This window comes from Streptomyces sp. LZ34, assembly GCF_053890475.1.
This window is the reverse complement of record NZ_CM132680.1, coordinates 9,569,003-9,581,928: the sequence shown is the minus strand read 5'-3', so window position 1 is coordinate 9,581,928 and position 12,926 is coordinate 9,569,003. Positions and strand designations below refer to the sequence as shown.

13 protein-coding genes and 1 pseudogene are annotated in these 12,926 nt (G+C 68.1%); 4 read left to right on the top strand and 10 right to left on the bottom strand.

All coding sequences use genetic code 11. The annotated features are described in order from the left end of the window. The first annotated feature begins 81 nt into the window (after window positions 1-81). The 3 genes from ACWY4P_RS41230 (at window position 82) to ACWY4P_RS41220 (ending at window position 2,738) form a co-directional block, all read left to right on the top strand. Window positions 82-1,005, top strand: coding sequence for a zinc-binding dehydrogenase (locus ACWY4P_RS41230; RefSeq protein WP_456205847.1), 924 nt, complete (start codon window positions 82-84; stop codon window positions 1,003-1,005). Further along, window positions 1,002-1,982 (top strand): alpha/beta hydrolase family protein, encoded by a 981-nt coding sequence (locus ACWY4P_RS41225; RefSeq protein WP_456205845.1) that lies wholly within the window; start codon window positions 1,002-1,004, stop codon window positions 1,980-1,982. Before ACWY4P_RS41230 ends, ACWY4P_RS41225 begins: the two co-directional genes overlap by 4 nt. A gap of 105 nt (window positions 1,983-2,087) precedes the next feature. Further along, entirely contained in the window at window positions 2,088-2,738 is a 651-nt protein-coding gene (locus ACWY4P_RS41220; protein WP_456205843.1) for an MOSC domain-containing protein, read from the top strand. 81 nt (window positions 2,739-2,819) lie between these two features. On the opposite strand, the gene ACWY4P_RS41215 is transcribed toward ACWY4P_RS41220, so the two are convergent. The 10 genes and pseudogenes from ACWY4P_RS41215 to ACWY4P_RS41170 form a co-directional block, all read right to left on the bottom strand. Beyond that, on the bottom strand, window positions 2,820-4,184 hold the full coding sequence (locus tag ACWY4P_RS41215) for a class-II fumarase/aspartase family protein (RefSeq protein WP_456205842.1): 1,365 nt from the start codon (window positions 4,182-4,184) through the stop codon (window positions 2,820-2,822). 8 nt (window positions 4,185-4,192) lie between these two features. Next, window positions 4,193-5,587 carry a cation:dicarboxylate symporter family transporter gene (locus ACWY4P_RS41210; RefSeq protein ID WP_456205841.1) on the bottom strand — a complete coding sequence of 465 codons (1,395 nt, stop codon included), beginning with the start codon at window positions 5,585-5,587 and terminating at the stop codon, window positions 4,193-4,195. Between the two features lie 107 nt (window positions 5,588-5,694). Continuing rightward, window positions 5,695-6,420, bottom strand: a complete 726-nt coding sequence (locus ACWY4P_RS41205) for a GntR family transcriptional regulator (protein WP_456205840.1) — start codon at window positions 6,418-6,420, stop codon at window positions 5,695-5,697. 67 nt (window positions 6,421-6,487) lie between these two features. Continuing rightward, complete coding sequence (locus ACWY4P_RS41200; protein WP_456205839.1) at window positions 6,488-7,228, bottom strand: ABC transporter ATP-binding protein; 741 nt, start codon at window positions 7,226-7,228, stop codon at window positions 6,488-6,490. Then, window positions 7,225-7,791, bottom strand: coding sequence for a hypothetical protein (locus tag ACWY4P_RS41195; protein ID WP_456205837.1), 567 nt, complete (start codon window positions 7,789-7,791; stop codon window positions 7,225-7,227). Before ACWY4P_RS41195 ends, ACWY4P_RS41200 begins: the two co-directional genes overlap by 4 nt. Next, window positions 7,788-9,071: a DUF7224 domain-containing protein gene (locus ACWY4P_RS41190; protein WP_456205835.1), complete on the bottom strand. Its 1,284-nt coding sequence runs from the start codon at window positions 9,069-9,071 to the stop codon at window positions 7,788-7,790. Before ACWY4P_RS41190 ends, ACWY4P_RS41195 begins: the two co-directional genes overlap by 4 nt. 102 nt (window positions 9,072-9,173) lie before the next feature. Then, window positions 9,174-9,605 (bottom strand): hypothetical protein, encoded by a 432-nt coding sequence (locus tag ACWY4P_RS41185; RefSeq protein ID WP_353595058.1) that lies wholly within the window; start codon window positions 9,603-9,605, stop codon window positions 9,174-9,176. A gap of 587 nt (window positions 9,606-10,192) precedes the next feature. Continuing rightward, window positions 10,193-11,281: pseudogene (locus ACWY4P_RS41180) on the bottom strand (FAD-dependent monooxygenase); the annotation flags it as partial. 48 nt (window positions 11,282-11,329) lie between these two features. Continuing rightward, window positions 11,330-11,521, bottom strand: coding sequence for a DUF397 domain-containing protein (locus ACWY4P_RS41175; protein WP_456205834.1), 192 nt, complete (start codon window positions 11,519-11,521; stop codon window positions 11,330-11,332). Further along, a complete protein-coding gene (locus ACWY4P_RS41170) occupies window positions 11,518-12,327 on the bottom strand; it encodes a helix-turn-helix domain-containing protein (RefSeq protein ID WP_456205832.1) in 810 nt (269 codons plus the stop codon). Before ACWY4P_RS41170 ends, ACWY4P_RS41175 begins: the two co-directional genes overlap by 4 nt. Window positions 12,328-12,498: 171 nt before the next feature. Between ACWY4P_RS41170 and ACWY4P_RS41165 the strand changes: the two genes are divergently transcribed. After that, complete coding sequence (locus tag ACWY4P_RS41165) at window positions 12,499-12,918, top strand: ATP-binding protein (RefSeq protein ID WP_456205830.1); 420 nt, start codon at window positions 12,499-12,501, stop codon at window positions 12,916-12,918. Window positions 12,919-12,926 lie beyond the last annotated feature (8 nt).

Here is a 12,926-nt window from a genome sequence, read left to right as displayed (position 1 = left end):
CCATAGGAGACAACCATCGGTTGTCGGCTCGCTCCGTGGGTTGTTGGAGCGTCCGGTGCCGCCGCCGATTACATGATCCGCATGCAGAGACTGATCCCCACGGGAGATCCGGCGCGCCCGGTGGAGTTCGCCGAGGACGCCCAGCCCGTTCCGGCGCCGGACGAGGCGTTGATCCGCGTCGAGGCGTTCGCCCCGAACCGAGGCGAGACATTCCTTCTGGAGCGGCCGGAGCCGGGCCTGCTGCCCGGCAAGGACGTCGCCGGACTGGTGGTCCAGGCGGCCGCCGACGGATCCGGCCCGCAGGTCGGCACCCGCGTGGTGGGGCACCCGCCCCGGGGCGGCTGGGCCGAGTACGCGGCCGTGCCCACCCACTCGCTCGCCGAACTGCCCGACTCCGTCAGCGCCGTCGTCGCCGCGGCGCTGCCGCTGGCCGGCATCACCGCCCTTCGGCTGCTGCGCACCGCCGGCAGCGTGACGGGCAGGCGGATGCTGGTGACCGGCGCCTCGGGTGGCGTCGGCCACTACGTCACCGAGCTGGCCGCCGCCGCGGGTGCGGACGTCACCGTGGTGACCGCGACCCCGGCGCGCGCCGAGCGGCTGCGCGCGCTGGGCGCGGCAGCGGCCGTGCACGAGGTGGCCGAGGCGCGGGGGCCGTTCGACGTGGTGCTGGAATCCACCGGCGGCGCCGGCCTGCCGGTCGCGCTGTCCGAACTGGCCGCCGGCGGCACGCTGATCTGGTTCGGCCAGGCCAGCCGTACCCCGGCGACGCTGGACTTCTTCGATCTCCTCAGCGGCCCGGAAGGCGCCGTCATCCGCCACTTCCACTACGCGGGCCCGCCCTACGGCCACGACCTGGCCACCCTGGTGCGTCTGGTGCACAGCGGGCGGCTCCATCCGGAGATCGACCGCACCACGGACTGGGCGAAGGCCGCCGAGGCCTTGGTCGACCTGCGGGAGCGCCGGATCCGCGGCAAGGCCGTCCTCACCACGGGGGTGGTGTCGTGAACGTCGCCGACCTCGCAGCGGAGAATCTGACGCGCGCCACCGGCGCGGGTCTTGACCTGCACGAATACCAGCGTGTCACCGCCGAGTTGACCTCGGTCGACGACTGGGGAGCCGGGCTCATGAAGGCCGCACGGCAGCACCTCGCACGCGCGGAACGAGCCGCCTCCCCGCTATCGGCGGGCGAGCACTACCAAGTGGCGGCGCGCTGGTTCCACATCGCCACCCTGGCCCCGCACCCGGACCAGGCTGCGGCCGCCTCCGAGGCCGACGCCGCCATGGGCCGTGCGCTGGAGCTCCTGGACCCCGGCGCCCGCCGACTGGAGGGGCCCGCCTTCGCCGGCTGGCTCCGCGGCCCCGCCGACGCGCCGGCCACCGTCGTCGTCGTGCCCGGCCTGGACTCCGGCAAGGAGGAATTCCACGAGGTCACCTCGGCGCTGCTGCGCAGGGGCCTGGCCGTGTTCACGATGGACGGCCCCGGGCAGGGCACACTCGCGGCCACCACCACGGTCCGGCCCGACTACCACCAGGTGATCGGCCAGGTCGTGGACGCGCTCGGCGTCGACCGGGTCGGGCTCGTCGGTCTCAGCCTGGGCGGTTACTACGTCGCGGAGAGCGCCGCCCACGAGCCCCGCGTGGCCGCCGCCACCACCGTGAGCGGTCCTTTCAGCCTCGACTGGGAAGCCCTACCGCCCCCGCTCCGGAACATCCTCACCCAGCGCGCCGGAGGAACCCGGGCGGCCCGCGACTTCGCCGGCCGGGTCGACCTGTCCGCGCTGGCGCCCCGTATCGCCTGCCCGCTCCTGGTGGTCGACGGCGGCCGGGACGACATCTCAGGAGTGACCAACGGGGAGCCGCTGGCCCGCCTGGCACCGCGTGGTGAGTACCTGCTCGTCCCGTACGGCGACCACCTCCTGGGCAACGCCCGAGCGGACTGGCTGCCCACGGCCGCCGACTGGCTTTCCGGAGCACTCGCATGAGGGGGAAGGTTCGGATGGGAACGTGACCGCGACCCATGTCACGAGCGCGGCAGTGGCAGGGAAATGTGTCGCCCTCCGGGCGCGGCGGACCGTACCGTCGTCCGCATGAAGCTGCTCTCCGTCAATGTCGGCAGGCCCCGCCCCAACCCCTGGAAGGGCCTCAGCGCAACAGGCATCGACAAGCGGCCCGTTGACGGCCCGGTCGCCGTCATCGCCCCGGGCCCCAAGGGCACCGGCGCGGTCGGCCTCGTCGGCGACCGGGTCTACGACGTGAAGCACCACGGCGGCTCCGACCAGGCCGTCTACGCCTATGCCCGCGAGGACCTCGACCGATGGGAGGCCGAGTTGGGCAGGCCGCTCGCGAACGGTGTCTTCGGGGAGAACCTCACGACCGCCGGCCTCGACGTCAACGGTGCCCTGATCGGCGAACGCTGGCGCATCGGGGCAGACGTCGTCCTGGAGGTGTCGTGCGCGCGGATCCCGTGCGCGACCTTCCAGGGCTGGCTGGAGCGTGACGGTTGGATCAAGCGGTTCACGCAGGCCGCGCTGCCGGGCGCGTATCTGCGCGTGATCGAGCCGGGGGACATCCGCGCCTCCGATCCGGTCGAGCTCGCACACCGCCCCGACCACGACGTGACCGTCGCGCTCGTCTTCCGCGCGATGACACGTGAACCGGAACTGCTGCCGCGGCTGCTGGTCGCCGACGCGCTGCCGGAGGAGAGCAAGGATCTGGTCCGTAGGCGTACGACCGCATAGAGACGACCGCATAGAGACGACGCGGCCCCGCACCGGCGAGGGCCCGCGTCGTCTCCAGGCCGAGCCCCGAACGACCTCCGGTCACGCGCGCGAGCGGTCCGGTGTGCCGACGACGCTGCGGGTCATCGCGGTCGCGCTGCCCAGATAGCGGGCGGGGTCGCACAGCTCGCCGATGCGCTCGGCGCCGAGTTGGTCCACCAGCTCGGCGTGGGTGAGGAGTTCGGCCTCCAGGGTGGTGCCGGTCTCGATGGCGGCGCGACACGCTTCGTAGACGACGTCGTGGGCCCGCTGGCGGCCCAGAACCGGCGCGATGTCCATCATGACCGCCTCGGCGACGATGAGCCCCCCGGTGATGTGGGTGTTCTGGCGCATCCGGTCCACGTTCACCTCCAGACCGGAGAGCATGAACTCGGCCTGGTGGAGGGAGCTGGACAGGAGCAGGAAGGCTTCAGGCACGGCGGCCCACTCCAGGTGCCACGGACCGGTGGCGCGCTCGAAGTCCTGCATCATCGCGTCGAGAACGGTCGAGGCCTTGTCGCGGAGCAGTTTGGCGGCGGCGAACATCAGCTCGCTGGAGATGGGGTTGCGCTTCTGCGGCATGGTCGAGCTGGCTCCGCGTCCGGGGACGAAGGGCTCCGCGAGTTCGCCGAACTCGGAGGAGCACATCATCATCACGTCCCAGGCGATCTTGCCCAGCGAGCCGCCGATCGCGGCGAACAGCGACACCAGCTCCACGAGCCCGTCACGGGCGACATGCCAGGTGATCTCGGGATCGCGAAGCTCCAGTTCGGCCGCCAGGACGGCACGCGTCTCCAGGCCCTCCGGGCCCGGGCCGAGCGAGGCCAGAGTCCCCGCGGCGCCGCCGAACTGCACCATCAGGGCGCGTCGGCGGGCCTGCTCCAGGCGCTCGGCGTGCCGGTCCAGGGCGGAGAGCCACACGGCGCAGCGGAAGCCGAAGGTGACGGGGAGGGCGTGCTGCAGGTGGGTGCGCCCGGCGGTGACGGTGGCGGCGTGCTCGTCCGCGAGTTGCCTCAGGGCGCGGCGTACGCGGTCGAGCTGGTCCTGGAGCAGGGCGACGCCCTGCTTGCACTGGAGCATCACCGCGGTGTCCATGATGTCCTGGGTGGTGGCACCCCAGTGGAGATAGCGGCCCGCGTCGCCGCACTGGTCGGCCACCTGCTTGACGATGGGAAGGACCGGGTAGCCGACGATCTCCGTCTCGGCGCGCAGCCGCTCCAGGTCGAGGCCGTCGAGACCGGCCTTGGCGGTGATGTCGTCAGCGGCCTCGGCGGGGATGATGCCGACCTTGGCCTGGGCGCGGGCGAGGGCGGTTTCGGTGTCGATGATGCGCTCGACGTAGGCGGTGTCGCTGAAGATCTCGCGCATGGCCGGGGTGCCGAACATGTCGCGGAAGAGGAAGGAGTCGAAGACGGTACTGCTGCTCATGTGCTGTCTCACTTTGCGATGGAGGGGGTGGCGCGGGCGGGTTCGGGCGCGTGAGAAACGTCGCCGGACTCGGACTCGGACTCGGACTCGGACTGCGCGAGGAACGCGGCGGGGTCGGCCAGGGCGCGCTGGACCTTGTCGACGTCCATTTCCTTGCACCACTTGGCCAGGACGAAGGTGGCGACCACATTGCCGAAGGTGTTGCAGAACGCCGTGGCCATGGACATGAAGCGGTACACACCGAAGAGAACGGCCGTGCCCTCGACAGGGAGGGTCCCGGTCGCCGCGACCGTGGAGGTGAAGACGACGAACGTCCCGCCGGACACGGTGGCCGCGCCCTTGGACGTCAGCAGCATGATCAGGAGCAGGCCGAGCTGTTCGGGGATGCCCATCGGGATCCCGTACGCGTTGGCGACGAACAGGGTGCAGATGGACATGTACAGGGATGTGCCGTCGAGGTTGAAGGCGTAGCCGGTGGGGATCACCAGGCCGACGCTCTGCTTCGAACATCCGATCCTGGTCAGCTTCTTCAGCAGCCCGGGAAGCGCTGCCTCGGAGGAGGCCGTGCCCAGGACGAGCGTCATCTCGACGCGCACATAACGCAGGATGCGCCAGATGTTAAATCCGGCGATCAGGCAGACCAGCCCCAGGATGCCGAACACGAAGACGGCGACGACCAGCCAGTACTGGAGGACGAGTTCGGTCAGGGCCAGGAGCATCTTGCTGCCGCTGGTGCCCACTGAGTAGGCGATGGCGCCGAAGGCCCCGATCGGGGCGAGCTTCATGACGACGTTGACGAAGGCGAAGAACGCCTCCGAGACGACCTCAAGACCGGAGTTGATCTTCTCCTGCATATGCGGCTTGAGGGCCAGCAGACCGATGCCGAACAGGACGGCCAGGACGACGACCTGCAGCAGCTGACCGGAGGAGAAGGCTCCGACGAAGTTGTCGGGAACGATGCCCTGGAGGAAGGCGATGACCCCGTGTTCGCCCTCCCCGGCCGAGGGCGCCTGCGCGGCGCCGCCACCCGAGGTGAGGCCCCCCGCGTCCTTGCCCACCCCGAACAGGTTCGCCGCCGCGAGGCCCAGGAGCAGGGCGAGGGTGGAGACGACCTCGAAGTAGATCAGCGCCAGGAATCCGAGACGACTGGCCTTCTTCAGGTCACCGGCGGACGCGATGCCCATGACGACGGTGAAGAACACCAACGGGGCGACGCCCGCCTTGATCAGCGCCAGGAACAGGTCCCCCATGATCTTCAGGTTCACCGCGAAGCCGGGGAAGGCGAAGCCCACCGCGACCCCCAGGGCCATCGCGATGACGACCTGCGCCCCGAGCCCCCGGTACCAGCGCTTACGAGCGGCGGGGGGTGAGGTGGCGTCCAGCAGCTGCTCCTGAGATCTCATGCGGGCACATCCTTGTCTAGACATGAGCTGTGTCTAGACAAGGATGCTCGCGGAAATGTCTGTGTCAAGAGCTGTTCACAAAATGAGCGGCCGGCTGCTGGTGGCCGTTACCTCCGCTGGAGAACCGTCTCGTAGACGAAGCGGTCACCGGCATGCGTGCTCACGGTGACCTCGAACAGGGCGCCCGACGCGTCGTAGTAGCGGCGTACGAACTCCAGCCCCGGACTCCCCGGCTCCAGTGCGAGATGCGCCGCCGCCTCCGCGGACACACTCACCGCCCGCACCTGCTGCACCACCCGCTCCACCGCGCGCCCCGTCCGGGCCTCGACCAAGTCGGCGATCAGCTGGCGGCCCTCCTCCAGATCCCCGGCGACCGCCTTGGCGTCCTCCGGGCCCAGATACACCCGCGCCCAGGAAACGACCTCGTCAGAACGGTCAGGGTCCCGCCGGACCGAGGTCACACACACCTGCCTGGACCCCTCGGCCAGGCCCGTGACCTCGGCGAGCGCCGCGTCCACCGTCACGGGTTCGACCGACAGAACACTCCGCACGGCGGCCTCGCCGTACTGGGTCAGTTCCTCGACACTCCCCAGCTGCGCGGTGAACGCGGCCACCGGCTCCAAACGCTCCACGCGTGTGCCGGTCCCCGGGTGCCGCGAAATCAGCCCGCCCAGCTCCAGACGCTTCAACGCCCGCCGCAGCGTTTCGCGCGAGACGCGGTACTCGGCGGCCAACTCGGGCTCGGTGGGCAGCAACTCCCCCACGGGCCACTTTCCGGCGGCGATCTTCTTCATGAGGTCGCCGGCAATCACCACGTATCGCGGCTCACCCACGAAGAACTCCTTGCCTGCTCAGGACCCGACCACGGAAATCCTAGAACACCGTCGCCGCGGGCCCGCGTCACCGACCGCTCGCCGCAAGGAGGGCGGTGTAGGCACCTTCGGCGGCACGGCCGGCAGCAGTACCGCTGGGCGTGTAAGCGAAGAAGGAGTCAGTGGTCCCATGGTGGATGATGCGACCGTTATTGAGGACCGTGACGTGGTTGGCTTCCTCAGCCAGATCGGCAACATCATGAGTGGACATGAGCACCGTCACTTCACCGCTGAGGGAACTGAGAATATCTCGGAACACCCGGCGCTGCTTGGGGTCCATTCCGGCGGTGGGCTCGTCCAGAAGAAGAACCTGCGCGCCATGGACGAGCGCGCCGGCCACGCCTACACGCTGCAACTGCCCGCCGGACAAGCGGGATGTTTTCGTACCGGCTTCTGCGGTGAGTTCCACACGAGCCAGAGCCTCATGGGCCTGGGACCAGGCGTTTGCGCGGCTCATGCCTTTGAGCCAGCCCACGTACGCAACATATTCCCGAGCGGTCAGAGTGGGCATGGGGATGATGCTCTGGGGCATCCACGCCACGGCCCGGCGGTACACCTTGGTCCGGGACGGAAGCTGGCCGAGGGTAACAGTGCCCGAGCGTGGATGGGCAACGGCGGCGGCGAGTTTGAGAAGGGTCGATTTTCCGGCGCCGTTGGGTCCCAGAAGGATGGTCAGTCCACGCTCGGGTAGTTCATAACTGAGATCTTTGAGTACGGGCTTGTGCCAGCGTCGGTATGCGTAGGTACAGGAGTCCAGGCGGAGGGTCACGTTGTGTTCCTCGGGGAGCGCAGGAGGCTGGCCAGACCGATAGTGAATGCCACCACGGCTATCGCAGTGGCGTGCGCGGCACCAGCGGGTTCAGGGAGAATCGCCCAGGGATAGGAGTCTTGGGGTGTGCGGTAGCCGACGAAAAGTACGGCGAGCAGCCAGGCGACGGGCGTCATGACAGCTTTTTGCCCGACCAGCGCGCGGGCGCAGAGCATGAGGCCGGTCAGAAAGAGCGCGTTACGCCCGGCGGTCGGCTGCCCCAGAGCATATGCGGTGCAAACACAGGTGGATACCACAGTCAGCGCCAACCCCGCGTCAAGGAGTGGCACATGCCGGGTACTGGCGAGTTCCGGCGCAGGAAGACGCGCTTCAAGGCAGGCCATCACGCCCACTGTGATCGCCACGGGGACGAACAACATCACGCGTGTGCCGGCAGTACTGCCTGCGGTGAACGTCGGTAGCACCATCGTGCGATCGCCGACGACAGCGACAAGCACGGTGAAGAGGATGATCGTCGTCGGCGCAAGGATGTGAGCACGCCGGACCTTCAGCCACCAGTTCATGGCGTTCTACCGCATGCGGTCGCCCTCGCGCGAGCTGCCCAATCGGCCTGCTCGCGAGGCGGCAAAGACCGGACCCGTTTCACCTCGGCGCGAACCCGATCAGTGTTGGAGGAATCATTATCGAATTCCTCACGGCTCGCCCGCCATTGCTTCCGGTAGGCCTTCTCTTCGCCTGTGACGGTAGCTGCCCACCACAGCACCTCTCGGCGCTTGGTCGGGTCGGGCGTGCTACAGGGAAAGCTCATGGCTGCGTTCACGAGACGGTACCGGACGTTGCCGTCCTCAAGCCCGCGCGTGAAATTCACTCGCCATTCGCGAGGTGTGGATCGCCTGGGGGTACGCCCGTCGCCCAGCGTGTCGGTGATCGCGTCAGGCGATAGGGGCACGCCGGTGGCCCGTAGATCCTTCAGTACGGACTCGACGTCTCTCCTGACAGTCTGGAGGTGAGCCGCGTTGACGGTTGGCATACAGACCGCCGGTGCCGCACCCGAGCACCGCATGGGCGCTGCTCCGCCGGCGACCGGCTCGGTCGGCCCCCAACCATTGACCATGTTACGGGCAGTCGCGGTACCAGCGGCCGCCACGGCTACGGCGAGCAGGACTCGCAGGCCGATCGATCTCATCGGCGTCCACAGCAGCATGGCAGCCACCGCAAGAGAGCCGGTGAACAACGCATGCGGGACCAGGGTTCTCACCGGAGCGACTTCACCGAACATGAGGGGCTCGAAAAACTGACCCGACACATGGCGGTACCAAAAAGAAGACGAGGTGACAGAGAACGAGACGCTCCCCCACACTGTCACGGCCAGCAAAGGCGCGGCGATCAGGTGTGGCACGTACAGTCCGACCGCGAACCCGATCACGGCGTGAGCTAAGCACAGCAGTAGGCCGAGAAAAAACGGGCGAAGACTACGGAGATCCGGCAGAACCCCCTCGTCGACCAAACCGAGAACGGTCGGCAGAACCAACATGAGCCAGGACAGGGTGAGCACTGGGCCGAGAATGTTGAGCGCGACTCGATAGCGGGAGCGAGCCGGTGCCAGACTCCAGATTCCCGCCTTCTTGAGGCGACTGCTTTCCCAAGCCGCGAGCGCCGAGGCAATCGCATAGGCGAATGCGTATACGGGAGCCAGAGCATCGGCCACGACAGAAGGGGCCCACTTGTAGTAGTCGTCGAGCGGGGCCTCTCTGGCGACGGCATAGTAGAAAAGAGTCAGGCCGATGGCAAACGGCGCTGCCCACAGTGCGCTGGTGGTGCGCAGGCTGGTGAGGAGTTTCACGGGTTGTCTCCGGCCTGGTCTGGCGGGGTGAACGAGTGCGGATGAACGTGGAGAGGCGCCCGGCCGAGGCGCCCCTCCACGCGACGCTCAGTCGGCCAACATCTAATCCGCGGCAGTGGTGTCGACGATGACAGTATCGGCGCTCATGCGGAGGCTTGTGCCCCCGCTGTCGTCTATCGCGGCGATTGAGAAGTAGTAATTCCTGTGCGGAAGGTCGTGCCACTGCCCTACACTGCTGTAGTCGTAGTCATCCCAGCCGAAACAGTCGGTGAACCGCTTGTCATCAAATCCCACATCGGGCTGGTAGTCCCGCACATACCACAGCTTGACGTGAGTGCTCTCGCTCTTCCAGTTCGTCTTGCATAACTGGAATTCGACCTCACTGAACGACTCGTCCTCCCAACGCCGAGATTCGAACCCAACACCGACGGTGTCCAGGGTGCTGTGCCAGTTGGCGTGCGCATTGGGCGCTAAAGCCAGAAGCGCTACGGAAGCAAACCCAGCAACCGTCGCAAAGCGCCTTTTGTTGAACATGACTACCCCCCAGGTTTTTATCACGACAGATCCCTTGAAGCAGTGATCGATCGCGCAGCCTACAGACAGCATGTTCGAGCGTCAATCACCGACCGTAATCATCTGATCGGTTAACGTGTCCAGAAACTGCCTCCGCCTCACCCTGCGGCCGCGCCGCCCCTCCGCGAGTCGGGCGGCTCGATCCCAGATCGATACTGGTCGGAGCCACTTGCCAGCGGGGCGCCCCAAAAGCGCGAGGTGGCGCTCGCCTCAAGCAGTCAGAGGCCGCCCGTCCTGAACCTGGCATCCTGGCCGAAAATTCACGGAGCAGAACTGAAAGGCGATGGGGCAGACGCCGGCCTCGCCTCACCACCAATAGCGGGCGTTCGCCGCAACGGCGACAGCTGTCAGGGAGCGTCGTGGCGCACGCGGCGGTCTGCCACCACGGCGCCGACGAGGAGCTTGCCGCGCACCTCGGTGCGGTGGCCGATGGCGGTGGACACCCGCCATCGACTATCTGCGTAGCGGTGAGCTCCTCGTTGTCGTACGTCTCCTTGAGCCACCGACGCAGCCGGGCTGAAGCTGAACAGGCTGGGCTGTCTCATCGCTCAACCGAGGGCAGCGCCGAACCATGTGGGCAACCGGCTGAGCAGATCCTGCTGGTCTTCGCCCGCCCACGCCACATGGCCGTCCGGCCGCAGCAGCACGGCGGGCACGTCCAGTTCGTCGCTGACGTCGACGACGTGGTCGACTCGGTCTGCCCAGCCCGCCACCGAGAGCCGGCCGGTCTGGTCGAGCAGCAGTCCTCGGCCGCCGGACATCAGCTCATAGAGGCGACCGTGCTTCAGTGTCACGTCCCGCATCCGCCGACCGAGCAGTTCATGCCCCTCGCCGAAGTCATAGCGGATCCCGATCGCGACGATCTTCTCGATCAGGTAGCGGTTCACGTCCTCGAAAGCCATCAGTTCCGACAGCAGTCGGCGTACTGCCTGCGGACCCGGCTCGGGGACATCAGCTCCGTCTGCGCGCCGGTGTTGTCCAGCACGTCGGCGGCCACCGAGTGCCGTTCGGTGTGGTAGCTGTCCAGCAGCTCCTCCGGTGCCCAGCCGTTGACCTCGACGGCCGGCTTCCAGCCGAGATTGAACGCGTCCCGGATGCCGAGGTTGAGGCCCTGTCCGCCCATCGGCGGGTGGATGTGCGCCGCGTCGCCGGCCAGCAGCACCCGGCCGGTCCGATAGCGCTCGGCCAGCCGGGTGGCGTCGCCGAAGCGGGACAGCCAGCGCGGTGAGTGCACGCCGAAGTCGGTGCCGGCGAACACCCGCAGCTGTTGCTTGAACTCCTCGAGCGTCGGCGGGACCGAGCGGTCCTCGGCCACCCCCTCGGCGGGCACGACGACGCGGTACACACCGCCCCCGAAGGGCCTGAGGCCGAACCTCAGATGGGTCTTGCGGACCTCGGCCACCACGGCGGCCACCGTGGTAGGTGGCACTGCCACCTCCATCTCGCCCAGCAGCGTGTCGACCCTGGAGGGCTCGCCGGGGAAGCCGACGCCGAGCAGCTTCCGTCGGGCGAGGGCCTGGTGATGGCGGCGAGAAACCACCGACCGGGTGCTGCCGACCATGAGCGAGGAATCGCTCCAGCAGGCCGCGCTGGTCCATCACCTCGATGCTGCGCACATGCAGACCGAGCAAACGCGACGCGGGCCCCGTGTCAGCGGTGGCCCGCGCTGTGTCTATGACGGCGTTTCAGCGGTGTGCGGCGAACCCTACGAACTGGGTCCACGCGTCGGGGGTGACGGTCAGGATCGGGCCGGTGGTGTTCTTGCTGTCCCGGACGTGGACGGTGTCGGGGCAGGTGGCGACCTCGACACACTCGCCGCCCTGCGCACCGCTGTAGCTGCTCTTGAACCAGACCAGCTCGCGTATGTCCCTGTTCATAGCTCCCCCAGCAACTTCTCGATGAAGATGGACGACTCTCGTGGCGTGAGAGCCTGCGCCCGGATGATCCCATATCGCGCGGCGATGGCATGGACCTCATCTCGGTCAGTGACCAGGGCGCTGCGCCCCTGGCCTTCCAGATATGCGACCTGCTCACCTCCCCTCGGGACCATCAAGCTGAACGGGCCATCGACTCCGGCGTTGTCTTCCCGGGCGGTCGGCATGACCTGAATCTCCACGTTGCGCCTCTGCCCGGTGAGCAGCAGTTGCTCCAACTGTCCGCGCAGGACATCCTTCCCGCCAAATGGCCGTTGCAGAACGACTTCCTCGATGACAAAGCCCACGATGGGCGCGGGCCGCGCGCTGAAGATCTCCTGGCGCGCCAGCCGCGCGGCCACGCGCTGTGCGATGACCTCTTCATCCAGCTGAGGACGGTCCATCCCGAAGACGGCACGCGCGTACTCCTCTGTCTGCAGCAGGCCCGGCACAGCCAGGTGCGCGTAAATCTGCACCTCGGCCGCCACCGCCTCCAACCGCGCCGCATCACGGAAGAACGCTGGATACCGCGCCTGCGCAAGCTCCTCCTTCATCGCCGCCAGCACGCCACCCGCGTCCAGCACCTCGTCGGCCTTGTCGACCAGGTCCGGCTTAGGAATACGCCGCCCGCACTCGACCGACGCCACCTGGTCCACGCTGTACCCGATAAGCGAGCCCAATTCCGCTCTGGTGAGCCCGGCCCGCTCCCGGAACAGCTTCAGCTGCCTGCCGAAGCCCCTCAGGAACGCGGACCGCTCTGTACCTGCCATGTCGCACCCCTCCCGGCACACTTCGCGTGTTCGTACAGGCACCGTCCGTACACGCGCGCTTCCTGGCCAGGCTAGGCACAGCCCCACAAGGCTGGCCCCATGACGACCGAAAATGCCCCCTCACGAGGTACACGCCCGGAACAGTTCCCTCCAGCGCCAGGCGAGTTCGCCATGCGCTTCACCTCGACCCCGCGCGGCGCGCGCCTCGCTCGGCGGCTCGTATCGCACCGGCTCGCCGCGTGGGGCTACCCGTACGATTCCGGCCCCAACGAGACCGTCACGCTCATCGCGAGCGAGCTGGTCACCAACGCCGTACGCCACGGCCGCGTCCCCGGGCGGGACTTCCACGTGCGCCTGATCGCGCCGCCCGCCAACACCGGCCCCGTGATCCGTATCGAGGTGTCCGACACCCGCGCCGAGAAGCGCCCCACACTCACCACGGCGGCACCGGACGCGGAAACGGGCCGCGGCCTCTACCTCGTCTCACAACTGGCGGAGCGCTGGGCCGTCGGGCCCCGCCGGGGCGGCGCGCCCGGGAAAACGGTCTGGGCCGAGATCTCGATCGGCGCCAAACCGTCGGACTCCTGCTGACACCTGGG

Excerpts from the sequence above, each read along its gene's own strand:
- ACWY4P_RS41230 (WP_456205847.1), top strand. The coding sequence starts at position 82 with ATGCAGAGACTGATCCCCACGGGAGATCCGGCGCGCCCGGTGGAGTTC.
- ACWY4P_RS41220 (WP_456205843.1), top strand. The coding sequence starts at position 2,088 with ATGAAGCTGCTCTCCGTCAATGTCGGCAGGCCCCGCCCCAACCCCTGG.
- ACWY4P_RS41215 (WP_456205842.1), bottom strand. The coding sequence starts at position 4,184 with ATGAGCAGCAGTACCGTCTTCGACTCCTTCCTCTTCCGCGACATGTTC.
- ACWY4P_RS41210 (WP_456205841.1), bottom strand. The coding sequence starts at position 5,587 with ATGAGATCTCAGGAGCAGCTGCTGGACGCCACCTCACCCCCCGCCGCT.
- ACWY4P_RS41195 (WP_456205837.1), bottom strand. The coding sequence starts at position 7,791 with ATGAACTGGTGGCTGAAGGTCCGGCGTGCTCACATCCTTGCGCCGACG.
- ACWY4P_RS41185 (WP_353595058.1), bottom strand. The coding sequence starts at position 9,605 with ATGTTCAACAAAAGGCGCTTTGCGACGGTTGCTGGGTTTGCTTCCGTA.
- ACWY4P_RS41175 (WP_456205834.1), bottom strand. The coding sequence starts at position 11,521 with ATGAACAGGGACATACGCGAGCTGGTCTGGTTCAAGAGCAGCTACAGC.
- ACWY4P_RS41170 (WP_456205832.1), bottom strand. The coding sequence starts at position 12,327 with ATGGCAGGTACAGAGCGGTCCGCGTTCCTGAGGGGCTTCGGCAGGCAG.
- ACWY4P_RS41165 (WP_456205830.1), top strand. The coding sequence starts at position 12,499 with ATGCGCTTCACCTCGACCCCGCGCGGCGCGCGCCTCGCTCGGCGGCTC.